Origin of the sequence: Methanosarcina sp. 1.H.A.2.2, from assembly GCF_000979975.1 — an archaeon.
Lineage (GTDB): Archaea > Halobacteriota > Methanosarcinia > Methanosarcinales > Methanosarcinaceae > Methanosarcina.
Genome location: NZ_JJQL01000053.1, coordinates 23,558 through 48,340, shown reverse-complemented (window position 1 = coordinate 48,340; position 24,783 = coordinate 23,558). Strand labels below are relative to the sequence as shown.

Genomic DNA, 24,783 nt, shown 5'->3' with positions numbered 1-24,783 from the left:
TATAAATATTTGTGATTGTTCTCATTAGCAGGTGAAATTAGAAGAGAAAAAATGTAGCAACCTGGTTTAAAAAAAGAGATGAAGATTAATAATTTAAAAATGTTTGGGCACAAAAGAGTATAGAAGTTTGTGAATAGGCCCGGTCCGTTCATCAGTCAAGAAATATCAATTGTTGCCTGACTGATTGCCTGACTGATTGCCTGACTGATTGCCTGACTGATTGCTTGACTGTGTTTAAGCTTATCATAATTTAAATCTACGATATTTTAGTCCACCATACTTTTTGGGTTTACCACACCTTCGGGACCAGCCTGTCCGTTCTTTTTACATAATCTCTGTACCCTTTCACTTCCCGTATTAAGACTTCTTCTTCGAGCTTTAACCTGTATAAGAACAGGAAGATAAGTACTGCCGATATGCTGAGGGAATAGTAAGCATTGAGGATAAGAGGAATTCCTGCAGCCTGTATTATATTTCCTGCATAAGCCGGATGCCTGATGAATTTGTAAGGGCCGTTTTCGATAAGCTCATGGTTGTCCTGGATCTCTATATGGACAGAGAAGTATTTACCAAGTGTCCATATACCCCAGGCCCGGAGAACCGTCCCAATTACTGTCAGCACTGCTCCTGTAATTATAACGGCAAAGTTGTACCGCGGAAAAAGGCTGTATTCGAGAGCCGGGACAATTAACAGCAGCCACCAGAAGAATAAAAGCAGGTGGTGAGTCCATTTATTTGACTGTGTTCCTGAAAGGTCCGAGCCTTTGTATGCGAATTTTTCTGCCCGCAGATAGAATACAAGGACTCCTACGTAAAGATAGACCGGCAGATGGTTTAAAGAGCCCCAACTTTTGTCCATTCTAATCCAGGTTGCAGCCGCCAGTAAAAGCATAAAGATGCTTATAACCCAGCTTATCCGGTCTTTTTTCCTGCTATTTTTCCCTATCATTTACATGCTTAATCGAAATGATTGTTTTTTAATTTTTCCTGGATGTATAGCGTCTCAGCGCGTGTTGACCGCCGGTTTTCCGGCCTGCTTAACTTACGACAGGGTGTCCTGCCGCTATCCATTCATTGATTCCGCCTTCCATGTTATAAACACCAGTGTAGCCGGCATCAACCAGTATCTGGCTTGCAGCAGCACTTCTGCGCCCACTCCTGCAGTAAACCAGTATTTTTTTGTCTCTGGGAACTTCGCTTATCCGGGCTTCAAGCAGCTGATCAGGGCTCAAATTCGATCCGCCGGAATTCGTAACAGGAATCAGGGTTGCCCCTTCGATATGCGATTCGTTGAACTCGGCAGGAGTGCGGACGTCAAGAATGAAAATATCGCCTTTTTCAATCAATTCCCTTGCTTCGTCCACGTTCACGGTTTCAAACCCGGAAGGACTGTCTTCCTCTTGCATTGTAAAAATTAGTAAGATTACCAAAAACAGGAAAAAAAGAGCACCAAAATACATTAAACTTTTTTTATTCAGGCAGATTCCTCCATTACTGCGTTTAACATCTGGAAGAGTAGTTGGGTACGTATTTTATCAAATGCTATCTTTATATAGAAATTGCTTCTTGAATATAATTCTATTTACTTGCAAAAATTATAATCTGTTTTGGATATTTACCTGCTTTTGCAGCAGCCTTACCAGATGAATGGAACAAGCCGGTACCTTACTTTCTTTGTATATTCCTTATATCCTGAAAGCTCCTCGTAGAGCATCCGGTCTTCAAAGTAGGTACGGAAAACGAAAGCAAAAGCAAGTAACAGTGCAGGGATCAGCCCGTATAGAGATCCGATGATAAACGGTGCACAGCCGTAAAACAGAATCATCCCGGTATAGCCCGGATGCCGGACGATGGCGTAAGGCCCGGTGGAAACAACCGTATGTTCCCGGTCCTTCTGGATGCGGACCGTTGTCTCAAAAAACTTGTTTTCGACCATTGCCCACGCTACAAACAGCCAACCTGCGATGAACATTATCACGCCAACCGCCAGAAACTCCATTCCAGGGCTTGAAAGCTGAAACTTTCCCACATCGAGGCCGCACACAATAAACATCAGGATAATAAGCAGGATGTAGAGCACCACAAAAATCCTGTCCCACCACTTCATTTCCTCTCTGGTTATTTTGCTCCGTGCCCTGATGACCTCCGGGTTGAACTTGAGGAAAATAACCATATTGGAGAGCAATGAAACGGCATAAAGCCCGAAGAAAAACCATGCCCTGGGCAGGTCGATCCGACCGGCAGAGAGAAAGAAAACCGCCACCATCAGGAATAAGCCTGTAAGGACCTGTACAGCCCTCCTGGAAAATGCCTTCCAGAATTCGGCGTCCTTTTCCACCATTTCAACCATGAAAATCCCCACCTGACCCCTTATGCCTTCAGCCAGGAAGCCTTGCCAGTTTCAGAAGTTTCAACTGAAAGCTCTTCCTGAGATCATTGGTTTTTGTCCCCTATTTACTCACTACGAAGGAATGACTTTTGATGCTCAAAAGGATTTTGATGACTAAGTTCAGGGCATGGCAGAAGGGAAATAAAAGAGAAATGAAATTAGAGAGAAGTGAGATCCGGCTGGCGCAGTTCTGGATGAATAACTTTAACTGTGAACATGTTAAATGAACCATGACTTTACGAAAAACGAAGGCAGAATGCCCGTCATTTCAATGATGGGTAGTTCACTGACAATTATCGGAGTAATTACATGGAAGATCTCAAACGGCTTTTTAAAAAAGACAAATTCGCTGCACATACAGGAATAGAACTGCTGGAAGTTACCCCAGGATATGCAAAAGCCAGGATGGTAATTGAAGAAAAACATCTTAATGGTTTAAATATAGTTCAGGGAGGAGCATTGTTTACCCTTGCAGATCTTGCTTTTGCAGCAGCCTCAAACGCATACGGAATTGCTGCAGTTGGGATCAATGCAAACATTTCCTTTGTAAAAGCTACAACAAAAGGAACTCTCACAGCTGAAGCAAAGGAAACTTCAATAAACCCTAAAATTGCCACATATACTGTAAATATCACTGATGAAGAAGGAGACCTCGTGGCAATATTTCAGGGAATGGCCTATAGAAAAAAGTTTTCACTTGATTTTTCAGATGTTTGAAGCCCGAAAATTAAACGAAAATTAAAAATTCTGCCGTAAACAAAGATTAAATTAAACGTAAAAAACACTTAAAACCAAAAGTAAACAACGCTTAAAATTAAAATAATCATTTTTTTTGCAGATTGAAGTTTTAAAAAAGCTAAGGATGCGACCGCCGGGATTCGAACCCGGGTTCTAAGCTTGGGAAGCTCAGGTCATAGCCACTAAACCACGGTCGCAAACTGTCTTAAGGAACTGCTGTGTACTCATCTCATGCATCTTTTAGATATTAAAGTTTTCGGTAAAAGGGACTAGATGTCGGAGAATACTGGTTTACCCCTCGATGAAAGTGAATATCTGTTTCTGAAACTTGAGGGGGCAATGACGCGGTTTAAAGAGCTTGCAGAACTTATTGAGGAGGTTGAAAAGCTCACGTCCTATAAGAAAATCATAAGAGGATTGCTGAGTTTTTTGGGAACTCAAAGGGGACGAGATGAGGGATAATCCGGAAATAGCCGAGTTATACGAGACTGGCATTAAATAACGGAAAGTTAACGTATTTTAAAACAACGTTCTATTTCCATAGATCAATACTTTTTTATGCAGTACCCGAGATAGTGGAAAAACTAATAAAGGAATAAAAGTTCAAATTGGTATTAAAATCGATTTAAACAAAAATCAGGCAAAAGGTTACAATAATGGTTTCAAAGGACCTCCCCTTCAACAAAGAAGATATCCTGAAAATAATGGAAAAATATCCCACCCCTTTTCATATTTACGATGAGAAAGCCATTCGGGAAAACGCCAGAAGAATGAAATCCGCCTTTAAAGACGTTCCCGGCTTCAAAGAGTTTTTTGCTGTAAAAGCTCTCCCTAACCCCTTCATCCTTAAGGTCCTCAAAGAAGAGGGTTTCGGGGCGGACTGCAGTTCCCTTCCCGAGCTGATCCTTGCGGAAAAAGCAGGGATGGCCGGCGACGATATTATGTTCAGTTCCAATGATACGCCGGCTGATGAGTTTGTAAAAGCAAAGGAAATGGGAGGCTACATCAACCTTGACGACATCAGCCACATCCCCTACCTGGAAAAGTATGCCGGACTTCCGGAAATAGTCTGCTTCAGGTACAACCCCGGCTCCCTGAAAGAAGGAAACGAACTCATCGGAAAGCCGGAAGAGGCAAAGTACGGTTTTACAAAGGAACAGATGTTTGAAGGGTACAGGATCCTCAGGGATAAAGGCGTAAAGCGCTTCGGAATGCACACAATGGTTGCCTCGAACGAACTGAATCCCGATTATTTCGCGGAAACCGCAAGGATTCTCTTCGAACTCATAGTTGAGATCTCAAAGGAACTTGGAATCCGTTTCGAATTCGTAAATCTCGGCGGAGGAATAGGCATCCCCTACAGGCCCGAGCAGGAGCAAGTCTCCCTGGAAACCATAGCAAAAGGCGTGAAAGAAGCCTACGACGCCACCATCACAGCTAACGGGCTCGCTCCACTCAAGGTCTACCTTGAATGCGGCAGGGTCATCACAGGCCCCTACGGCTATCTTGTCTCTCAGGTCAGGCACCTCAAAAGCACGTACAAGGACTATGTTGGGATGGACTCCTGCATGGCAAACCTCATGCGCCCTGGAATTTATGGGGCATACCACCACATAACCGTCCTCGGAAAAGAAAAGGCAGCTCCAGTCCACAAATACGACGTAACCGGCTCCCTCTGCGAAAACAACGACAAGTTTGCAATCGACAGGATGCTTCCCGAAATCGAAATAGGTGACGTCCTGGCAATCCACGACACCGGAGCCCACGGGCACGCCATGGGATTCAACTACAACGGAAAACTCCGCTCTGCCGAACTCCTGCTGAGAGAAGACGGAAGCATTGTACAGATCCGCCGGGCAGAGACCATCAAGGACTATTTTGCAACCCTTGATTTTGAGGAACTGAAAGATTTCAGGTGAAAACTTAAAAGCTTAAAAACAGGCCATATAATACCGGTAATGTGCCTGAAACTTTCTATTTTTTCCATTTTTTGACTCGGTATTTAACCTGCTCACCTCTAATTTTGTCTTCTAAGTCTATCCTATAAATCCGCCTTTGATTTTATTGACCAATATGTCGATGAGGAAGTAATTTATCCTGCCGCAACGGAGCCTGGAAAGACCCCAATGCATCAAGATTTAATCAGTCGCCTGGAGCCGATAAATTCCCGTTGTATTTATTCTGTAGCCTAAAATGTTTCCATGCTCCAAAAACCAAATGCTGCAAGGGTAATAGAGTAATTGCTCAAAAATTCAAAGATCCAACGTAAGGGGATTCATACTCATTTAAAGAATTTGGATTAAGGTGAAATACTCTGAAAGTATGGAGCTCAAGAACTCCTGTCTTCTTCTTTAATTTATAATCCAAAATATGCGGCATCATAGTATAAAAGAAAAGAAAAATGATGTCGCCGTTAACTTAAATTGTAGCGAACGTTCTCACTGAAAAATGAAAAATATTATTGGAAGAGGAGCCTGAAGATTACACCAAAAAAAATATCAAAAGACGTATTATAAGGAGAATTCCTTCTGAATATAATTTCCAAAATTATATCGTTGGCAGGAATAATTCAAACAACAAAAACGGAATTCAAACAATAAAAAAAGTAAATTATTGAGTGGGAAAACATAGAGGAGGCTAAAATGAAAACTAAAAGAAATATAGCAATTTGTCTTGGATCTTTACTGATTTTGATGGGCATGTTTGTGCCAATTGCGGTTGCTGGAGACGGTGGAGGAGAAGACGATGGATTTTCACCTCTGGCGATGGTTGTATCCCCGGATAATTTTGTGATTGAAACTAATGCTAAATACATATCCGTTGTTATTGAAGATACTACTGAGACAAACAATACACCTTTAAGCTCTGTGTACCTGGATCCCGAAAGCATTATTCTGAAGATTGATGTCTATGAAGAAAATGAGTTAGTGGATAGTGGAACATTCAAATGGAAACGTTACGAGGATAATAACGATGAAGATGAGGATAAATTACTTGCCCTGATACTGATGTACGAGAGGGCAAATCTGTTTGAACCCACTACACCCGCCAAACGTGCTATTGATTCAGAGCTACTGGATGTTAGCGAAGCTACATTGCTGGTATTTACCGTAGAAGGATATTATAAGGGTGAAACTGGCTTCAAGGAGGCATATAGGGTCACACCGATGCATGTCGGTCCTGGAAGCGGTAAATCAAAAAAGCCCGCAGATAAAGAAAAACCGGAGACACCTGGTAACGGACCTGGAAGTGGAGGCTCTGGAGGTAACGGACCTGGAAGTGGAGGATCCGGAGGTAAAGGAAAGTAAAACTTAAGCCAGAGGAATTTTTCATTTTTGACAAATTTAGGGCAGGATTTGAGAAAATTTTAAGCTCAAGTCCTGCCTCAAAAATATAAAAAACGTATACTTTTTTTATTCAGTTTCGTAGAATTCAGCCCTTTATCGGTCAGGATTTGGCTTTCCTCGTAGACTCCCTGTCAAAGAAAATATTCTTCCCCTTCACGCTCAGCGGAATTCCCATTGCCACATCCGCGTCTATCATCTCAAAATAACAGGCTGCACCCCTGCCAAATACAGCACCCTGTTGCCAATACAGAGGTCCTTTGCTTTTGCAGCAGCCGAGCCCACGGCAATCCCGGGTCCAGATACTTGATCATGCACTGAGGACCGAGAAACTCTTACTGCACCTTTTCGTGTTCAAGCATCTTTTCAGAGAAATCCATCATTCGGAATAAGACCTTTTCAGAGAAATCCATCGTTTGGAATAAGAGTCTAATCCCGGTTTCAAAAGGTAGATTCAAAAAAAGTAATCATGATGCCCGGATTTCGGGACAGACTGTCAGATTACTCCCAGGCATCAAAAACGATCTGATTTCGCGGATTTTAAATAGTCTCGTACTTTTTCAGGATATCCTCGAAGGCTTCCGCAACAACACCGAGCTTTTCCTTTCCGACCCCGAAGGTGCTGAGCTTGAAATACTTTGTCAGCCCGGACTTGATGCCGTGGATGTTGCGGCTCTTCAATTCCTTGTATAGGAAGTATCTGCCGTTCTTTACCTTCTGGGATATCTCGTAGAAACCCGGTGCTTCGAAGAACATAAGGTCGTGATTGTGGGGGTTTTGTCCGCGCTGGATAAAGCCCAGGTCCTGAAGCTTTGCAGAGAACCAGCGGGCGTTTTCGACTTCCTGGTCCCAGTTCCGGACGCGCTTTACCACTTCAGGGAAAGAAGCCATCAGGGTCATAACCGTTGCCCCGCGGGCAGTGCAGCCCAGAAGTTCGACTTCCTTTACCTTGCTGTGTACGGATTTCCTGAACACGATTGGGGCATATTCCTCACTTACGCCTAGCACTCCGACAGGCCCGGACGCTGCCATCGACTTGTGCCCGCTGCCCACGATAAAGTCGGCTCCGATTTCTTTTGCGGAAACAGGCATCCTTCCAACACAGTAAGCCCCGTTCAGGAGGAGAGGAACATCGTATTCGTGGCAGACGGACGCTATCTTTCCGGCATCCGGGATGTTTCCGTAGCTCCCGTCAGGATATGTTACAAGGGCAAGAGCTGGAGGTTTTCCACTTTCTTTGATAACTTCTTCAATTGCAGTTCCGTAACCTTCCGGGTCCATGCGGTATTCGGGGCTGCCTGCATGTGGTACGGCTTTGATATTCAAGCCGGCTCTTTCGGCTGCAACGTAAGAGGAGTAATGGGCAAGCCCGTCAAGCACGATCCAGTCCCCGGGCTTTCCCATGGAGTGCATAACTGCAAACTTGGACTCTCTTGCCCCGTTTGTGACCCTTGCCTCATCACAACCCAGGAACTCTGGAAGAGCCTGGTGTACGAAATCATGGATAGGAGGCTTTTTGATCTGGTCCAGAACCCCTCCACAGAAGTCGCAGACAGAGTAACCGTCTCCCCATTCAACAAGAGTCTGCCTGGCAGCCTCGGTCAAAAGCCCGCCAGTCTGAAGAGGGTCAATATTTATGCTGCCAAGGGTTTCCCGCTTTATGAAACCAAACTTCTGTAAATATGAGTCGTCAAGTGTCATATTATGTATACCTCAGTGATAACTGTAAATTTATGATGTGAATAATTAAATTCTTGCCTGGACTAAAAACATTTACTGTGGATTGATTTAGCATTTTTTATGGAAATTAACCTGCTTAGAGCTCTACGTACCAGTGATATTATCACGAATTAATAAAAATGTATTCCAGAAATAGCTATAAAAAGGACAGTGAACTACCGTCGAAGTAAAATTCCGTAGAAGAAGACTGCCATAGAAGGGATAGACGAATTTCATTTATATAAAAGCGTAAAATGAAAAGGGAAATACTATCCAAAAACCTTTACCTGAAAGTACAGAGCAGGAAAGGGTTCCTGATAAAGAAAAAGGAGCAAAACGTCTATTAAAGAGACGTCCTGCAGTCATAGGCTTCAGGCATTTACTGCCTTGCCGAAGACCTCAATAAACTCATCGCACTGAGCAACAATTATTGCTGCCGTTTCCTTTAAGATCAGAATCGGGTCCGTACCATCGGTTTTGATGTAAAGGATAGGATCACTGATGCTCACGTGTTTCATATCGTAAAAAGCTGCTTCAACCCTTTCATCTTTAATCAGGAGGTCCTTGAGAAGATTGAGAAGGGTATGAGTTTCGCCTCTGAACTCGACTTCGAGCTCGTTATTTGTTTTGTTAATGATGTTCAGTTCCATTGGTGACCACCTGTAAATGGTGAATAATATAGCTTGCTATAAACAGCCTGCCATAAAATACATAATTTATCATAAAATGTCGAAACCTGCATAAAGTAAGATAGGGAAAGAGAAATTTACCTAATTCCTTTCCCGTACTCGGTTGAAATCTTACGGGTTTCAGTCATATTGCAGACAGGGCATTTAAGCTTTTTCCCTTCCAGCACAAGTTCCCCTCTGCAGTTTGAGCAGTAAGCTTTTACAACTCCAAGAGAATCTTCGGCTGTGGTAAGGCGCATTCTGTCAACTTCAATGACTTTGGCTCTTATAAGATCAGACGGTCTGAACTCATCTAACAGTCTCTTGACATAGGCATCCCTTACATTTGAAACGTGGATATCTCCGGGCCTTGAGCTGACAATTTCCCTGTTTTCTTTTCCTTCAATTGCTGCAACTTCCACCATTGCCCCGGACTCGCGGACGTCAGTGATCCTGCCGTAAATGATGTTTCCTACTTTAAGGAGATTTGGAGTAAGAGTATTTGGCTTAACCAGGACCACTCTGGCTTTTCGGTCAATGAGTACATTGCCTGTAGCAGTAGAATAAATATCTCCAGCAATTACCGCTGTTCCTTCGCCTGGTTTGAATTCCTCTGTAGTTCCGACAAGTTCTCCCGGAAGAACAAAACCTCCTTTTTCAAGGTCTTCTTCAGATCTCACGGCTTCTTCGACAGGAGGCCTGGATCCTGACATTTCCTTCCTATCTCGGGGAGTTTTCTTAGGATATGGGAACCTTCTCTTTTTGTTAGGGTCGCCTTTGAACTGATCTGTGGGCTGGTCTCTAGACTGACCCTTGAACTGATCCCTGGGCTGACCTCTGGATTGGCCCCTGGGTTGACCTCTAAACTGGTCCCTTGCCGGACCCTTGAACTGATCCCTGGACTGGGTTCGGGGCTGGCTTTTAAACTTGTCCCGGGACTGCTCCCTTTGAGGGCTCCTTGACGGGTCCCTTGACTGGTCACTTGACTGGTCCCTTGACTGATCCCTGCTTTCTGCAGTTGCAGGGACCGATTTATCAGCAATCGTCTTTCCTTCACCAGGACCTGTTAATTTTTTCCTAGTAGTTTTATTTTTTCGGATTCTAATCATGATCCCTCATTCGAATTATCGCTATTAGTGGATAGATAAGTCGTTTTAATGGTTTTTCAGTAATCTTTAGAGAGTTTTCTTTATAGAGTTTTTGGCGGCAATTGAACTCATAGAGAACTCATCTTCGGGAGGAATAGGAGTAATTTCCTTTCTTAATATCTTCAAGTTAATTCTTCCCTTGCAGCATGGCATACATTTCAATACATACAAATTAGATTATTGTAAAGTACCCCAGCTTATTTATTTCAGATTATCTGTCCCAAAGTATCTGTCTACGCCATGGATTTATTCTATGTATTACGGATTTATTCTTAACACCATGACATGTTCTCTATACAATACTCTATACAATAGAGTTATTAATTCCGCCTTTTAAAATGAAATCTGAAGATGTAAAGCTGTAAAACATGAGGCCTTAAATGGCTCCTGAACACAGGCTTTATTCATGAACAGCAACCCTGTAAATCTCTACCTCAATAATTTCTCTTTCTTTTTGATGGAAATCGAAAGTCCTTTTTAGAGGGAATTTCGCAACGTAAGAGTGTGTAATGACCGCAGGCTTAATGAACTTTTGGATAAAAGCAAGGCTTCCGCGGTTGTGGATGGAATATATTACCTCACTTGTTCTTAATGCTGACGAAAGAAAGGGTCTGTCCCTGCCTTTAACTCTTGCCCCGAATGGAGGGTTCATAAGTGTGGTTTTTACATGCCCTGAGACTTCCGTAATATCGGAGCAAACGAACTCCACCTCCACTCCAAGTTTTTCGGCATTTTTTTTTGCAACCTCAAGCGCCTTCGGGTCCGTATCATATCCCACGACCTCCCTGGCTCCCAGAAGTTTTGCCCCTATTGCAAGAATACCGGTACCACAGCCCAGGTCCTGGACTGATTCTTCAAGGTCTCCCTGCATATAAGCAAAATGGAGTATTTCCGCAGCAAGGGGAGAAGGAGTCTGGTATTGTTCCAGATCAAGTTCGGGATCGGAAAAACCTTCGACTTCTTCAAGCAGCATTTCAAGTTTTCTCTGTTTCATATCTTTTGTTTTCTTCTCTGTTTTATATCTGGCAAAAAGTTATACAGGCATTTGGTAAAAGGTTATACAGGTTCCTCGGTAATTTCATCCAGCACAAGCTTTTCCCATTCACGTTCTCCAAGCACGATCTCAAACTCCTGTGGGGTCAGCATAGGGGAAGGAAAACGTCCCACTTCATCCACAGCAAGCCTGGGACAGGCGGTGTTTACGAAAGCGTCTACCTTGAACTGAAGCAGCTGATCAGGAGTTACGAGATCGATAAGGATCAGGTGTGCTTCTTTTCCATGTTTCCTTGCAAGTTCTTTGAGAGAAGAAGCAAGTTCTATCCTCTTCTGCCCATTTTTGCTTGAGACAATGATCCCGAAAACCTGCGCATCCAGAGACTTTGCAATTACCGCACTCCGCTGGCGGAGAACCTTTGAAGGGTTAACCTCGCGGACTTCACCGGAAAAGGGATCAGCTGCAAGGACACGTTTTTTTGTGGAAAGGGATACCCCGAGGGGATGGAAATCCCCACTTCCGATATAAAGGTACTCATCACAATCTTCATCCCTCGCTGCCGAAAAATTGCAGCCGAGCACCTGCCCTGCATAGGCAATCCTGGAGTCACCACGTCCGATAACACAGGTTTTTCCCAGTTTTTCAAGCACACTGCATGCATCCGGAAGCTTATGGACATGCTGGACAGTGGTGATCAGACCTATTCTCTCTCCTTTAAGTTCCCGGACAGCCTTCTCAACAACAGGCCGGACATCAATTGATGAGCGTGTTTCGATAAAGTACACTTTATCTGAAAGCTTGACATCTTCCAGTTCCGCATGCCCGAAGTGGAAAAGAATATCAACATGATCAAGGAGAGTCCGATCAAGGTCACATGCCCCAAAACAGGGGTCTCCTGAGATGAGAACCTCAGCTCCGGTAGCCTCCTCAATGGCTTTTGCAAGTTTCGGACCTTTGCGTTTCAGCCCTTCAGGAAACTGAAAGCCCACAAGCTTTGCTTTCGTATCCTTAATTACGCTGATTATATAGTCAGGCCTTAAATCGAATGCTTCACTGATCCCCAAAGACATCCTTTATCTCCACGCCTTTCTCACTAACATCAATTGTGACGAGAACCTTGGGTTTAAATCCGAGTTCCTTTAGCTTAAGATAGCCGTCTCCGCGCCCTATAACGGAAATTACATCTTTTACTTCGACGCCCATATTTTGTAACGCTCTTACAAGTGCAAGAAGAGTTCCACCCGTACTGATAACGTCGTCAACGATAATTATTCTGTCTCCCTTTTTGAGCCCGTTTATATAGAGGACACCTTTCGAATAGCCTGTGCTCTGGGAGAGTTCCACTTCTCCTTCAAGGAAGTAAGGGCGCTTCCGGACGATGGTAAGAGAGATTCCGGTTTTAAGGGAGAGGGCATTTGCAACCGGGATGCCCATAGCTTCCACAGTCAGGATAGTGTCAACGTTCATATCTGCTATCTCTGCGATGTAATCGGAAATCTCTTCTACCATATGGGGATCGATGGAAGGTACACCATCAGAAATAGGATGGATAAAATAGTTATATTCCCCTCGCTTTATCACAGGGGAGTTAATTAGTGAATCTTTCAGTCTTTCAAGCATGGTTTTAACCTTTTTTGGCTGTCTCAATATTCCGGGAAGTAAAAAACCCTGAAATAATATCCTGCTCCCTTGAGGATACTGCCCCCCGAAGCGGATACGGATATACAAACACGCTACCGGGAAAGATAAATCAATTTCAGGAAACATTGAAGTACTTGATATAACTTTGGTTTTCCAGTTCCATTTACATCCGGGATGCAGGAGAATTTGTAATAAATAGTTATGTCAGTATTAATAAATTTAAGGATAATAAAGGTAAAGAATTCTGGAAAAAATAAGAGAGCTATAAAAAAGAATAGTTTGACTGTGGAAAAACGAAGACGGAAAAATAAAAACAAACATGAAATTCTTCAAATAACAAGCACAAAGAAAAGAAAGTACCTTTCAAATTACGTACCTTCATACCAAAGAAAAAAAAGCAAAAAAAAGCAAAAAGAAAAAGGGTTAAAAAACCCGTCAAAAGCTCTCAACTATAAAATATCAGGCTTTCATTCAGGCTTTAGATTTATTCATCCATCTGCCGATGCCAGGAAACCCGTTTCTTGAGGGATTGACATTTCCTGCCGGGTTGAGCAGTCCAAGAACAACATAGGGATTGGCACCCGCCTGTTTCATTTCGCTCAGGGTATCCTCATCAATGTCAATGACTGCGATTTCCGTAACAAGTCCTTCCTTATCCCAGTTTTTCCTGTCCATAAGACAGAGATCTCTCAGATATTTAGAAACCCAGGCAGGATCGTCTTCTTTTGCCCCACATTCCGCACTCAACGCATCAAAGTCAAACCCGAGTACCACTGCCTGCATAGTTCCGGCGTTTTTATCCGTAACCACGAAGATTCCGGCAGGAGAGCCACCAATGGCTTCTATTTCTTCGGCTGTCAGCGCAGATACCCAGACCCCTCCTTTTCCAGGAGATGCATCCCAGCGCTTTACAAAAACATCTTCTTTACACCAGTTGGGGCAGGAGAAAACCGTATAACTTACCCCTTCTTCAAGCGGGTAATTCTCTTCCATCCAGTTCGCAAGTACGTAGCCGCTTGAAACCCCGGGACAGAAGTGGTTGTGCAATTCCAGGCACTGCATCAGTTCATAATCTAAACTCCCGGTAGCCCAGCCGTTAGAGATTGTAAGGATGGCAAATTCACGCCCATCAAAAACCTTTGAGCCTACTTTTTCATTCCAGGCTGCTACGGACTCCGGGCTTTCGGAAAGGGCATCAAAGTTTATATTTTCCGTTACCTGGTAGCTGACCTTATTTTCATCTCCATATGAAACCTCGATAAAAGTACAGTCTCCACTGGATTTGTCAAAGAAAGCAAACCAGAGAGGGGCATTCCTTGCGTTCTGGACTATAAGCAGGTTCTTTGTGTACAGTAACTCCCTTCCATAAAACTCCGAATAGAAATCGTCCAGAAAAACATAAGACTCCGCAGGAGAACCGATGTCCGTGATTATAAGGGTGTCTTCAGGTCCGATGTCTCCGAGGCTTTCTTCGGCTGCGGCAAAAACCCGAGTCATCAACTCCTGGTTATCGGCTTCAGCTGCCATCCCTTGAATAGAACCAAGGGAGAAAACAAGTATTGTAAGTAAAACAAAATCTATGATTTTTGTTTTGATTTTCCTGTTAGCAATTACACTTCTTCCAATCATGCTTTTTCCTCTACTACCCGTTAATAAGTTATTTAATCGGGAAAAATAATGGCATTTACCACAGAATTAAACTTAAAAATTAAGACAAAATTCCAATTTTATGTTTTTTAGTGTTACAAAAGAAGAAAAAAGGGTACATAAAACTTTCGAATTATGTTAACGTTGAAGACCATATAAGTAGAAAAAAGAGAAAGAAAAGGAATTTGCGGGAAAAAGAAAAGAGAGAAAAAAGTTAAAAAGAAAATTTAGGGGAAAGAAAAGAAAGAAAAAAAGTTAAAATGGAAAATTACGGGAAAGAAAAGAAAGAAAAAAAGTTAAAATGGAAAATTGAAAAATCAGAATACGGTGTCAAAAAGTCCGACTACGAACTCTGCCAGTTCCCTGCTTTTCTCTGTTGAGGTCATCAGGGTATCAGCACGACAGGCACGGCAGCCAAGTCTTTCGAAAGCGAATTCGTCTGCCCTGTCCCTTTCATCGAAAACAAAGACGTCAAGGAATTCCTGATAGTACTCTGCAACTCCCATGGAAGAGACTTCAAGCCCGCAGGCCTGCATCAGCTTCCCTGCAGGTCCGCTGACAGGAGCATTGCCTATTATAGGGCTGACTGCGACCACCTTTTTCTTTTTCAGCAGTTCCCTCATTCCCGGCAGGGAAATAATAGGACCTATGCTGGTTATGGGGTTGCTCGGGCCTATGAGGACTCTGTCATCCGTCTCAAGGGCTTCCAGGACCTTTTTAGCAACTGAAGCTTCGGAAACGCCTCTTATGTCAACTCCAAGCACATCGGGCTCTCCGTGTTTTCCAACCCAGAAGTCCTGAAAATGCATAACCCCATTCAGGGTCTCGATACAGGTAGAAACCGGGTCATCTGACATAGGTAGAATGCTTGCATCGATCCCTAAAAGGGATGCAAGCTTTACTGTAGCTTCCGTAAGAGATGCCCCATCCCGGATGAGGTTTGAACGGATAATATGGGTTGCACGATCCCGATCCCCGAGCCTCAGGCTTTCTTCAACCCCGAGTTCCTGCATGCGCTCATAAGTCCGGAAGGTATCGTTTTCTATACCCCACCATTTCTTCCGGTCGATCTGGTCTGAGAAGAGATAGAGCACTGTATCGAGGTCTGGAGAGATCAGGTTCCCAGAAACCCACAGGTCTTCGGCAGTGTTTACAACAACGGTCAGTTCCTCCGGCGGGAGGATTTCCTTGAGCCCGTCAAGGAGTTTGGGAGTTCCGGTGCCTCCTGACAATATGATCATGATAATACCTTTTCCCTGATTTTGTTTCAGCCTTCGGGTAGGCAGGTGCTTCTGTAACTTATGCAGTATCAAAGTAATAGCATCAAAGTAATAGATACAGCAATATATAATGACATCTGTCTAAAGAATAATGAAAGTTGTCCTTGATCCCGTACACGGTTACATCGAAATGGATGAAATCGTCCAGGAACTTCTGGCTACCCCACAGATGCAGCGCCTCAGAAGGATCAAGCAGCTTGGCTTTTCAAACCTTGTATATCCGGGAGCAAACCATACCCGTTTTGAACACTCCCTCGGGACCATGCACCTTGCCTCCATGCTGATGAAAAACCTCGACTCTATTGAAGAGGATAAAAAAAAGGAGATAAGAGCTGCCTCCCTTTTGCACGATGTAGGGCATGGGCCTTTTTCCCACGTAACCGAGAATGTTATCGACAAGTATACCCGGCACAGGCATGATGATGTAAAGGAAATTGTAGGGAAAGGGGAAATAAAAGAAGTGCTGAAAAAGCACGGGATTTCCCCCGGAGACCTTGCAAAACACGTCAAAGGCGAGACCTCTTTAGGGCAGATCCTCAGCAGTGAGATCGATGTGGACAGGATGGACTACCTTGTCAGGGACGCTCATTACACAGGCGTTGCTTTCGGGGTCGTTGACTACAACCGCCTGATCAACCAGATGCACTTTTACGAAGACAGGCTTGTTGTCGACTACGGAGGATTGAAAGCTGCCGAATCCCTTCTGGTTTCCCGTTTCTGGATGAATACCTCGGTTTACTATCATCACGTGACCAGAATCTCGGAAGCAATGTGCTCAAAAGCCGTGGAGTACATGATCAAAAATAGGGAACTTGACCCGTCCAGGCTCAGGCAGATGGATGACACCGACCTGATAGCAGCCATGCGAAACGCAAGCGGATATGCAGGAGAACTTGCAAGGCGGCTGGATGCGCGCAAACTCTATAAGCGGGCGCTTTATACAGGGCTTGAAGATGCAGGAAAAGGTGTGCTCAAGCACCGTGATAAAATTGAGAGAACTGAAAAGGAGATTGCAGAACTTGCAGGAGTAGACCCACAATTCGTGATTGTGGATATTCCAAAGACTCCTGAAATGCTGGAAATGAAAGCAATGATAAAAGCAGATCACAGGATGATCCCGCTTAATGAAGCTTCACATTTCGTATCAATCCTGCAGGAAGCCCATATGGATAACTGGAGGATGGGAGTATACAGCCCGAAAGAGCACTGCGAAGCCGTGGGAAAAGCTGCAAAGGAATACTTTAACGTAAAAAAAACCACAAAACAATTTAAGCTGAGTGATCTGGAAAAAACTTAAAATACAGGAGTAAAACTTTTGTTTAAAACCACAAGGAAAGTTGGCAGTGTAGAAATCATACTCGAAGCAAAAAAGCTAGGGGAAGACTACCTGCTGACCCTTACCGGCGGAGAGGAGCATGCAGGTGCAGTTGCGGTCGGGCTATTTGATGAAAAAAGCAGGAGAGCCAGCTCTTCTGTGATCACACTGCCCGGACACAGGGAAGAGCAGCTTGCCCTGGACAGCGCAAGGCGGGTAAGCAGGGCAACAGGAAAGACATCGGTATTTGTTGCCGGAATTCATGTGGATAATATCAGCCAGGAAGAGATAGGGGAAATAGTCTCAGCCGCAGAGGAGATGGTTGGAAGCTTCATCGCCTCCTGTGAAAAAAGTGACATGACAGCAAGGAGAAGCGAATAATGGAAATAACTGTAGGAATTAGCGGGGCTTCAGGGGTACAGTATGGGATCCGCCTTCTTGAAGTGCTGGCGGAAAAAGGGATTAAGACCCATCTTGTACTGACCGAAGCTGCAAAACAGATAATCGAGATCGAAACTGATTATTTACCCATTGAAGTGGAAAAACTTGCAACCTGGAATTATTCCCAGAAGGACTTTTCAGCGCCTATCGCAAGTGGTTCCCATAAAACGGCAGGCATGGTTATTGCTCCCTGCAGTATGAAAACTCTCGGGGCAGTTGCAAACGGGATATCTGACACCCTCCTCACAAGGGCTGCAGACGTCTGCCTGAAAGAAGAGAAGAAACTTATCCTGATGACTCGCGAGACCCCTCTTAATCTCATACACCTCGAAAACATGCTGAAGGCTAAAAAAGCAGGGGCAAGTATTCTCCCGGCATGCCCTGGCTTCTATTCCAGACCGAAAACCCTGGATGACCTCATAGACATCATGGCTGGCAGGGCGCTTGACCTTTTAGGAGTGGAAAACGACATCTATCAGCGCTGGGAGTGACGGAAAAAGGCTGAGGATAAGGGGGATCCCAACACAATGACAAGAATTAATGAAAGTGGGGCTGGAAGTTTTGAGTCGTAAAGTCAGAGTACAGATGCATGTTCTAACGAAAGCTATATAAAGGATAATAACCTTTGAGAGGAAGTACCCTTGGGATAGTAGGGTAGCTTGGTCCATCCTCGAGCGTTTGGGACGCTTGGACCGCGGTTCAAATCCGCGCTATCCCATCATTTTTTATCTTTTTTATAAAATGTTTAATCTTTTAGATAAAATCCTGGATTTTTTAGATAAAATGTTTAATCTTTTAGATAAAATCCTGGAAAGGAAATGTCTGTTTAATAGTTAAATTACTTCAGTTTACAGCATAAAAGATATTATTTTTGAGAATTACAATAGAAAAATATTAATTTTTAGGTTATATCTTTATAAATGACGGGTAATTTTAATACAGAAAACAGATAATCCTGTTTTAGGTGTGAGTTAATAACTCACAGAACTAACTGATTTAGAATCATTTTAATATAGAAAACTTACTACTTATTTTAGGTGTGAATGAACTACTCCCTGGAACTCACCCTTAAAAATAAGACTATGTGAGCCATATTATGTAGGGGTAACATATCATGAAACAGACTCTTGAAACATTAAAAGGAAAGATAGCCGAAAAAACCCTGACATCCGACGACCTCTTTGCATTTACGGAAAGGCTGAAAGAAAGTATGCGAGAAGGAGCCCCGATTGTCAGGAACGTCTCGCCTGCAAACATCGACCTGCTCGAGATATATGCATTTGCCCTGCAGAAGATGGAAATGGCAAACGCAGACAGAGACAGCGGACTGAGGGCTGCGGACTGGAGAGAAAGTATCGATGACTTCAGCAAACTCAAAGCGTTCGTAGACAAACTGCAAGAGAGCGAACTTATCAAAAGAGTTTCCTGGAATGTCGGAGGCATGGCAATTTACGACATCGTCGACTCCGAAGCCTATAGAACTTATGTATACTGGAATATCCAGGCTGTTCTGGACAATATGCTGCTTTTCGAAAAACTCTGAAACGGCAAAAAGAAGATAAAACCTGAAAAAACAAAACCTGAAAGAAAATGCCGGGAATAAAAATTGCCCGGCAGAGAGGAAAAAGTACATGCCTGCCCAGTAAGGGCATGTGCTGACATCCCCTTTCAGGATCAGGTTTTAAACATTTTGGAATTTCCTTTTTTGTGGACTGTATTCTCTTAGCGGTGTCTCACAACGCAGTTTGAAAGCCCGAGGATTTCCACAATATCACTGTTGTCAGGGCTGTGGATTATCATCTGCCCTTTTTTGAGATAGGGAATCCTGCGTTCGTATTCTTTAGGGACTTTTAAGGCTGAGATTGCAGCATCATTATTGAGGTTAAGGATCAGCTTTGTGTTGACCTGCTTGAAGACGGTGTCATCAATATCCTGAGGGTCCTGAGTGATCAAAAAGAGCCCCAATGCTTCTTTTCTTCCCTGGCGGGCTGCATCTGCGAAACGGGAGATGATAAGGCGGGAATGTTCCCCGTTTGCACTGGAAAGATAGCGGTGAGCCTCATCAAGTGCCAGGATTATTGGAGTTTCTTTGATCGCCTCTACACCCGAGGTGCTGAGTTTATTGTCAACAATCAGGCTCATGATTGTGAGCACTATGAGATCCCTGATTCTGGGAGAACTTATGTACTCGGTTGGGAAAACCGAAACCTGCCCTGGCTTGAAGATTTTATCCAGAATTTCGGTGATTGGAGTTGCATCCTGGTCAAAAACCTTTGAGAAAAAGCGGCTTTTTACTCTCCGCACGATCCCATCATAAGAGGACTCATGCAGTTTTCCACTGTCAACATAGTCGGAACGAGTACCTTCATTTTCAATATGGCTAATGAAGTTCAGGTAGGTATGGGGAACGCTTGATTTAAAAAAGTCCCCGAGGAGCACTTCAAGCCCTATATGCTGAAGTTCGGACATCCCGGCTGCCGCAATCAGCCAGGAGTTGTATTCCACAAGAGAAAAAGGAATTGTAAACTCGACCTGTTCTGCCCTTGACCTATCTCCGGGATATTTCTGCCCTTCGACCTTTGCTACAAAAGCCTTTGTGGACTGAATCCTGCCATAGGTGACATTTTCAGACTCGAACCTGAATTTGTCCTCTTCGGTAAGGGTTTCGTTATCCTCAAAAAGCTGAGAATATTCATCCTGCGGGTCCATGATTACCAGGCAGGGATTTTTCTGGGCTTTATCGGGAGAATTCCTCAGCCGATACCTGTTGTCTTCAGTCATGAACTGGCGCAGGATGTTTTTCGAGAGGAAAGTCTTTCCTGTCCCCGTGCTCCCGCAGATCAGCATGTGCCTGAAAATAAGGGGGTCGCCCAGCAAATAGTCGTTTCTCAGGTAATAAGCAACTGTTTCGGGCTCTGAGTGGGTCTTTACAAGTTCTCCTCCAACGCTGAGATGCCCGAGGAAAACACCCTCTTCCGGAATGTTCAGGCCCGTCTGGACTTCAAGCCTGTCCGTAACAGGCAGTATGGGAGTGTTCGGACGGGGAATTCTGTCTGCCATCCTGCGCGTGAGTGCACTCTCTGCTTTTTTCCGGTACAGGATGCAAAGGGGATCAAGGCAGGCAAGGAACTTGTAGTCTGCCTCATTCATAGGGCTTGCCCGGGCATTCAGCATGCGCCTCGAGTGGATTTCAGTTGCATCATCTACGGCAAACTCCTGCCTGTACTGAAGTTTTCCTACCCTTGCAAAGAGTTTTTCTCCACCCTCATACGGCACAACAACATATGTCCCGAGCCGGATCTCACTCCTGCGGGCAGAAGCAATGTATCCTGCAATTGTAGCTCCGGAAGGGGTAATTTCAAGAGGTTCTATGCCAGTTGTGACTATCCCGAAAGCTTCATCCAGAGATGGAGTAACTCCGGAGGTTCCGATATCATAGTCATCAAATGCTTCAAATGGAAGTTCGTCTTTTCCGGAAAGCCGGGAAATGGAAGAACCATCCGGGAAAAAAGAGTTCTGCGGGTCATCTTCCATGGGAGCCTCAGCTGAAGGAACAGAGAATTCTTCAAAAGCTGGCAACGAGTCCGGACCGGAGGCTTCCGTAAGCAGATCCTTTTCCAGGTATTTATTTTCCGGGCCTTTCGCCTCATTCTCGGGACTTTCCTTTGATCCTGCAATTTCTTCTGATCCGGCATCCTTTTCAGGAGCAGAAGTCGGTTTTGACTTATCGGAAATAAAAGCCAGAATATCGGAATCTTCATATTTCATTGATATTACCCCACCGAGTGTCATTATAAGTGATATCAGGACTCATATTTTCAAAGAATTTATCGATCTCTCCCCTCTCCACTTTCCTGATTTTTGCGAGGTGGTCTGCCTTTGTGAGGGTAAGGGGAAACCCATGCAGAGAAAGGTCAAAGAGCACTTTTTTGGTAATTTGCATGCGCAGGGAATCATCCTTAATAAGCCCATAAGGAGCTTCAACCTTAAAAACCACATCTGTGGAAGGCACGTAAAGCATGAAGAAACAGAGGGCATAATCCTCAGGCGAAAACTTATGCCTGAGCTTTTGCTGGAGCGTGTCCCCGGCTGCAAGAGGGGAAGTCCCGTTAAGCAGCTTCTCGTAAAACCTGTTGGGCTGTAAAAACCAGTTGGTGTAAGTAATATAAGTATTTCTGGAACCGTTAAACTTACCGTTTTTCCCGTTATTTTTGGAATTCCTCCCATCATGCCCCTGCCCGGATGGGCTATCAACTTTCTGAGGGGAGAGGAGGTTTCGGAAAAACTGAGCGTCAAGCATCCAGGGCAGGTCAAAAGCTTCCCTTTTCTTCCGGACACTGTCCATGATCTGCACGTCAGTCGGATTTTTGACAAATCCTATCACAGGTTTCTGCTTTTCCAGAAAATGATCCATAATATCAATGTAATTCTGAAGGATTTTTCGGGCGTCATTGTTCTGCCGGACTTGCACTTCCTCGTCGTCCAGCACCATCCAGTACATGAGCTGTTTCGGATAAATAGGCCCGTCAATTATGAAAAAGCTCTCCGGCTCCAGCATGTCCTTCATAAAAAGCATGTGCTCGGATTCTGCCAGGTACATGGCAAAACTATGCACCATGTCAGGAGCCTTTCTTTTCAGCTCGTCCGGAGCAATTGTGACCAGCTTTGCCCTCCCAAGCCCTTCATCAAAAGTTTCCCAGCCTGATGTCGCCTGCATTGCTATCCTTTGAGAAGAGGAATAAGCAGCACAAACAATTGTCCTGCACCTCTGTAAATCAAGATCAGTAGGTGTTGCAGCCAGCCCGCAGTGGCAAAAATCCACAAAAAGCCCGCTGTCATAAGTCTTCGGGTTCGTGCTCCCGCTGTCACAGGCATAAGTAACCGGATATGGGTCCTCGCCCTGTGCCATCAGTTCGGTCCTGACCATCCCCCGAAAGAGCCTGCCCACGGCCTTCAGGATGACCTTCCCGTCAATCTTCAACTCCTCAAGCAGAGAATAAATATCTACAGCCGTCCTGGTTTCCTCAAACTCAAATGAACGGTCAATCCTCTCTGCAAGCTCCGAGATCTTATGCATATGCACGGGCTCAAGGGTCATGAATAAAAGATACTTTAAGAGTAATATATATTTGTTGAGTGGGAGACGGAATTGGCGGCAGATTGCCTGGAAAACAGGTGCTGGAAATAAGGAAATATACAACTGTTTTTAGAAGAATCCTCTCAAATGATAGAGAAAGATGTTAGAAAATGGAAATCACAAGCTAACTACAATTAGTGGGTTATCTTAGTACGCAGTCCCCCCAGAAAGAGATACTTTTAAAGGATTCCCAGCTTTAATTTTCAATCGTCACTGAAAAAGAAAAAAGTCTATCAGTAATTGTCGGACGGCCTGTTTAGGGTGAGGTGGCCGCCCGCAATGTGATTTTTCGGTTTTATCTATATTTCCTCAGTACAGCAAGCCCGATCAGGAGGGTTCCTGAAAAACCTAGCAGGAAGGAGGGGATTTTTGGAGGATTTCTTACGACTTCTACTGATGCTCTTGCCTGAATATAGGGTTTGATATCTTTGGATATGAATACGTCTGGAGTTTCGAGATGGGAGTTAATTCCCAGCAAGGAAGAGACTGTGTATTTTCTTGGAGAGATATTGCCGAAGATCTGATTTCCTGAGCTGGATTTCGAGCCTGACCCGTATGAGTTTTCGGCGGAGATCCTCAGTTTTTTCTGGGATATACCTGCAAGGCCCTCGTCATTTTCATAGGCACCTGCAAGGAGGAGGTAGTCTCCGGGAGGAAGTTCGAAGCTTTTTAGGGAAAGGATGCTCTGGTTTTTTTCGCCTATACTTATCATGCCGTTGCCTTTTCCGATAAGGGTCTGGATATTGCTCTCAAGTTCTCCTTTTCCGGTTTCGGACTCAGATTTTATCAAACTGGTTTCTAAACTCCTGATAATATCGATCCCGTTCACGATAGGCCTGATTCCGGTATTCATCCCGCCTGGATTTGTACCTTCATATGTTGTATAGGCATCTTCCCTTATCAGTACAGCCCAGTACGTATAATTCTTCTGAGCAGGTGCATTCTTCAGGTTCAGATTGACTTCAAAACTTTCGCCTTCTTCGAGGGTATACGGAACTCCGGCTTCCAGTTCGTATTTGAGAACTTCGAAATAGTTCACTAAAAGAATCTCTTTTTCGGATTCAGGCTTTTTAGTTTCGTTTCCTGCGAGGGTTATAAGGACCCAGTAACTGCCAGCAGGAAGAGAACCAACATTTAGGGGAGATAAGTCTCCGTATTTGTTCAAAGTCGTAGGTATCTGGATGTAAGACTCTGTATTATTATTGAAAACATCATCAAGAGGGATCGTGTTTTCATTTATGCCGTTTGAAATGGCATTTTCAGGAAGGTACGAACTTTTTTCCTTGACAAGATATATGTCAATTCTCTGCTGTCCGAGAGTTTCAGGCCCTCTATAGATTATCTTCACGATCTCGTTTACAGTATAAAATGAACGAAGAGAATAGGGATATGATTGTATGAGTTTCAGATTGTTCCAGCTACTACCCTCTGATTTTATCTCAGGTATTACCGACTCGTTTTCTGCGCTGTCTTTCCAGTTGTATACTTTTATTTCAGGATTCACTTCCCCATTTTCGAGGGATTTTGTGCCGTTGTATGCTTCGGTTTTTGATTCAGTTTTCGCTCCGATATTTTTTTCATTACTTACATCTGTTTTTTGTTCAGAGTTAACTTTAGAGCTTTCCTGACAATCTACTCCGGGACTTGCATCTGTTTTTTGTTCCTGATCATCTACTACGTCACTTGCATCTGTTTTTTGTTTATGGTCATCTACTACATTACGTGCATCTGTGTTTTGTTCAGGATCATCTACTACATTACTTACATTTGATTTTTGTTCAGGATCATCTACTACGTTACTTACATTTGATTTTTGTTCAGGATCATCTACTACGTTACTTACATTTGATTTTTGTTCAGGATCATCTACTACGTTACTTGCATTTGATTTTTGTTCAGGATCATCTACTACGCCACTTGAATCTGTTTTTTGGAAGGTAACATCTACTACGTTACTTGCATTTGTGTTTTGTTCAGAGATATCTACTACATCACTTGAGTGGCTTTTTGTGCTGTTATCTGCTCCTGTAGCTGATACTGAAATTATTGAAAAAACAAGAATTAATAAAATCCAGGTTACTCTCCATTTTCTACCAGATATTATTCCTTTACACATCCCTGATTTTTTCTTCAATCACTACACCCCTTAATTATCCTTTTTTCAACTTAAGTTTGGGTTTTACGTTACTTTTCAAAGTGTCATCTTGATTGAAACCCAATTTGTTTAGAATTTAACTCTTTAGAACCCTTGTACCTACTTGTCGTATAATAATGGAAATCGGCCAGGAACCTATCCGAAAAGTGTTGTGACCTACCGTAACT

At 43.8% G+C, this 24,783-nt stretch carries 24 protein-coding genes, 2 tRNA genes and 1 pseudogene; 11 read left to right on the top strand and 16 right to left on the bottom strand.

The genetic code is table 11. From position 1 onward, the window contains the following. Positions 1-289: 289 nt before the first annotated feature. The 3 genes from EO93_RS16510 to EO93_RS07895 form a co-directional block, all read right to left on the bottom strand. Positions 290-949, bottom strand: a complete 660-nt coding sequence (locus EO93_RS16510) for an isoprenylcysteine carboxylmethyltransferase family protein (protein WP_052735411.1) — start codon at positions 947-949, stop codon at positions 290-292. Between the two features lie 88 nt (positions 950-1,037). After that, on the bottom strand, positions 1,038-1,406 hold the full coding sequence (locus EO93_RS07900) for a rhodanese-like domain-containing protein (RefSeq protein WP_235284153.1): 369 nt from the start codon (positions 1,404-1,406) through the stop codon (positions 1,038-1,040). Between the two features lie 230 nt (positions 1,407-1,636). Beyond that, positions 1,637-2,350 (bottom strand): isoprenylcysteine carboxylmethyltransferase family protein, encoded by a 714-nt coding sequence (locus EO93_RS07895; protein ID WP_052735410.1) that lies wholly within the window; start codon positions 2,348-2,350, stop codon positions 1,637-1,639. A 348-nt stretch (positions 2,351-2,698) separates the two neighbouring features. On the opposite strand from EO93_RS07895, the gene EO93_RS07890 reads away from it, so the two are divergent. After that, positions 2,699-3,106 carry a PaaI family thioesterase gene (locus tag EO93_RS07890; RefSeq protein ID WP_048161898.1) on the top strand — a complete coding sequence of 136 codons (408 nt, stop codon included), beginning with the start codon at positions 2,699-2,701 and terminating at the stop codon, positions 3,104-3,106. 146 nt (positions 3,107-3,252) lie between these two features. Here the strand turns inward: EO93_RS07890 and EO93_RS07885 are convergent. After that, positions 3,253-3,324 (bottom strand) — tRNA-Gly (locus tag EO93_RS07885). A 76-nt stretch (positions 3,325-3,400) separates the two neighbouring features. Here EO93_RS07885 and EO93_RS07880 point away from each other — a divergent pair. From EO93_RS07880 to EO93_RS07870, 4 genes are all read left to right on the top strand, one after another. Beyond that, complete coding sequence (locus EO93_RS07880) at positions 3,401-3,589, top strand: hypothetical protein (protein ID WP_048161897.1); 189 nt, start codon at positions 3,401-3,403, stop codon at positions 3,587-3,589. Between the two features lie 194 nt (positions 3,590-3,783). Continuing rightward, on the top strand, positions 3,784-5,046 hold the full coding sequence (locus EO93_RS07875; protein WP_048161896.1) for a diaminopimelate decarboxylase: 1,263 nt from the start codon (positions 3,784-3,786) through the stop codon (positions 5,044-5,046). Positions 5,047-5,588: 542 nt separating this feature from the next. Beyond that, on the top strand, positions 5,589-5,744 hold the full coding sequence (locus tag EO93_RS17760) for a hypothetical protein (RefSeq protein WP_162198692.1): 156 nt from the start codon (positions 5,589-5,591) through the stop codon (positions 5,742-5,744). 25 nt (positions 5,745-5,769) lie between these two features. After that, positions 5,770-6,435, top strand: coding sequence for a hypothetical protein (locus EO93_RS07870; protein WP_048161895.1), 666 nt, complete (start codon positions 5,770-5,772; stop codon positions 6,433-6,435). 139 nt (positions 6,436-6,574) lie between these two features. Here the strand turns inward: EO93_RS07870 and EO93_RS18655 are convergent. The 7 genes and pseudogenes from EO93_RS18655 to hpt form a co-directional block, all read right to left on the bottom strand. Next, positions 6,575-6,836, bottom strand: a pseudogene (locus tag EO93_RS18655) (DUF2148 domain-containing protein); the annotation flags it as partial. A gap of 175 nt (positions 6,837-7,011) precedes the next feature. After that, positions 7,012-8,172, bottom strand: a complete 1,161-nt coding sequence (gene pscS / locus EO93_RS07860; protein ID WP_048134722.1) for an O-phospho-L-seryl-tRNA:Cys-tRNA synthase — start codon at positions 8,170-8,172, stop codon at positions 7,012-7,014. 389 nt (positions 8,173-8,561) lie between these two features. Next, positions 8,562-8,840 (bottom strand): DNA-directed RNA polymerase subunit L, encoded by a 279-nt coding sequence (locus EO93_RS07855; RefSeq protein ID WP_048134721.1) that lies wholly within the window; start codon positions 8,838-8,840, stop codon positions 8,562-8,564. A gap of 116 nt (positions 8,841-8,956) precedes the next feature. Next, entirely contained in the window at positions 8,957-9,967 is a 1,011-nt protein-coding gene (locus EO93_RS07850) for an exosome complex RNA-binding protein Csl4 (RefSeq protein WP_048161893.1), read from the bottom strand. A gap of 439 nt (positions 9,968-10,406) precedes the next feature. After that, complete coding sequence (locus EO93_RS07845) at positions 10,407-11,000, bottom strand: METTL5 family protein (protein ID WP_048134719.1); 594 nt, start codon at positions 10,998-11,000, stop codon at positions 10,407-10,409. Between the two features lie 62 nt (positions 11,001-11,062). Continuing rightward, a complete protein-coding gene (dph2, locus tag EO93_RS07840) occupies positions 11,063-12,070 on the bottom strand; it encodes a diphthamide biosynthesis enzyme Dph2 (protein WP_048161892.1) in 1,008 nt (335 codons plus the stop codon). Next, the gene (hpt, locus tag EO93_RS07835) at positions 12,051-12,620 is read right to left on the bottom strand and encodes a hypoxanthine/guanine phosphoribosyltransferase (protein WP_048161920.1); all 570 of its coding nucleotides are present in this window, start codon (positions 12,618-12,620) and stop codon (positions 12,051-12,053) included. Before hpt ends, dph2 begins: the two co-directional genes overlap by 20 nt. Positions 12,621-12,842: 222 nt before the next feature. Here hpt and EO93_RS17360 point away from each other — a divergent pair, with 222 nt between their 5' ends. Then, positions 12,843-13,166: a hypothetical protein gene (locus EO93_RS17360; protein WP_156161262.1), complete on the top strand. Its 324-nt coding sequence runs from the start codon at positions 12,843-12,845 to the stop codon at positions 13,164-13,166. On the opposite strand, the gene EO93_RS07830 is transcribed toward EO93_RS17360, so the two are convergent. Both EO93_RS07830 and cofD read right to left on the bottom strand, forming a co-directional pair. Further along, positions 13,113-14,270, bottom strand: a complete 1,158-nt coding sequence (locus EO93_RS07830) for an FmdE family protein (RefSeq protein ID WP_235284152.1) — start codon at positions 14,268-14,270, stop codon at positions 13,113-13,115. The genes EO93_RS17360 and EO93_RS07830 overlap by 54 nt on opposite strands. A 335-nt stretch (positions 14,271-14,605) precedes the next feature. Beyond that, positions 14,606-15,529, bottom strand: a complete 924-nt coding sequence (gene cofD, locus EO93_RS07825; protein WP_048161890.1) for a 2-phospho-L-lactate transferase — start codon at positions 15,527-15,529, stop codon at positions 14,606-14,608. A 130-nt stretch (positions 15,530-15,659) separates the two neighbouring features. On the opposite strand from cofD, the gene EO93_RS07820 reads away from it, so the two are divergent. From EO93_RS07820 to EO93_RS07800, 5 genes are all read left to right on the top strand, one after another. Next, positions 15,660-16,865: an HD domain-containing protein gene (locus tag EO93_RS07820; protein ID WP_048161888.1), complete on the top strand. Its 1,206-nt coding sequence runs from the start codon at positions 15,660-15,662 to the stop codon at positions 16,863-16,865. 18 nt (positions 16,866-16,883) lie between these two features. Beyond that, positions 16,884-17,264 (top strand): hypothetical protein, encoded by a 381-nt coding sequence (locus EO93_RS07815; RefSeq protein WP_048161886.1) that lies wholly within the window; start codon positions 16,884-16,886, stop codon positions 17,262-17,264. After that, positions 17,264-17,815 (top strand): UbiX family flavin prenyltransferase, encoded by a 552-nt coding sequence (locus EO93_RS07810; RefSeq protein ID WP_048134714.1) that lies wholly within the window; start codon positions 17,264-17,266, stop codon positions 17,813-17,815. The genes EO93_RS07815 and EO93_RS07810 overlap by 1 nt, the downstream gene beginning before the upstream one ends. Before the next feature lie 152 nt (positions 17,816-17,967). Then, positions 17,968-18,042: transfer RNA gene (locus tag EO93_RS07805), tRNA-Pro, on the top strand. A 396-nt stretch (positions 18,043-18,438) separates the two neighbouring features. Beyond that, the gene (locus EO93_RS07800) at positions 18,439-18,867 is read left to right on the top strand and encodes a hypothetical protein (protein WP_048134713.1); all 429 of its coding nucleotides are present in this window, start codon (positions 18,439-18,441) and stop codon (positions 18,865-18,867) included. A 179-nt stretch (positions 18,868-19,046) separates the two neighbouring features. Here EO93_RS07800 and EO93_RS07795 read toward each other — a convergent pair whose 3' ends face one another. The 3 genes from EO93_RS07795 to EO93_RS16505 all read right to left on the bottom strand — a co-directional run bounded on the left by EO93_RS07795 (position 19,047) and on the right by EO93_RS16505 (position 24,595). Next, on the bottom strand, positions 19,047-21,092 hold the full coding sequence (locus tag EO93_RS07795; protein WP_235284151.1) for an ATP-binding protein: 2,046 nt from the start codon (positions 21,090-21,092) through the stop codon (positions 19,047-19,049). Then, entirely contained in the window at positions 21,082-22,422 is a 1,341-nt protein-coding gene (locus EO93_RS07790) for a DNA double-strand break repair nuclease NurA (protein ID WP_048134711.1), read from the bottom strand. Before EO93_RS07790 ends, EO93_RS07795 begins: the two co-directional genes overlap by 11 nt. A gap of 334 nt (positions 22,423-22,756) precedes the next feature. Continuing rightward, complete coding sequence (locus EO93_RS16505; protein ID WP_052735409.1) at positions 22,757-24,595, bottom strand: TIGR04279 domain-containing protein; 1,839 nt, start codon at positions 24,593-24,595, stop codon at positions 22,757-22,759. Between the last annotated feature and the right edge of the window lie 188 nt (positions 24,596-24,783).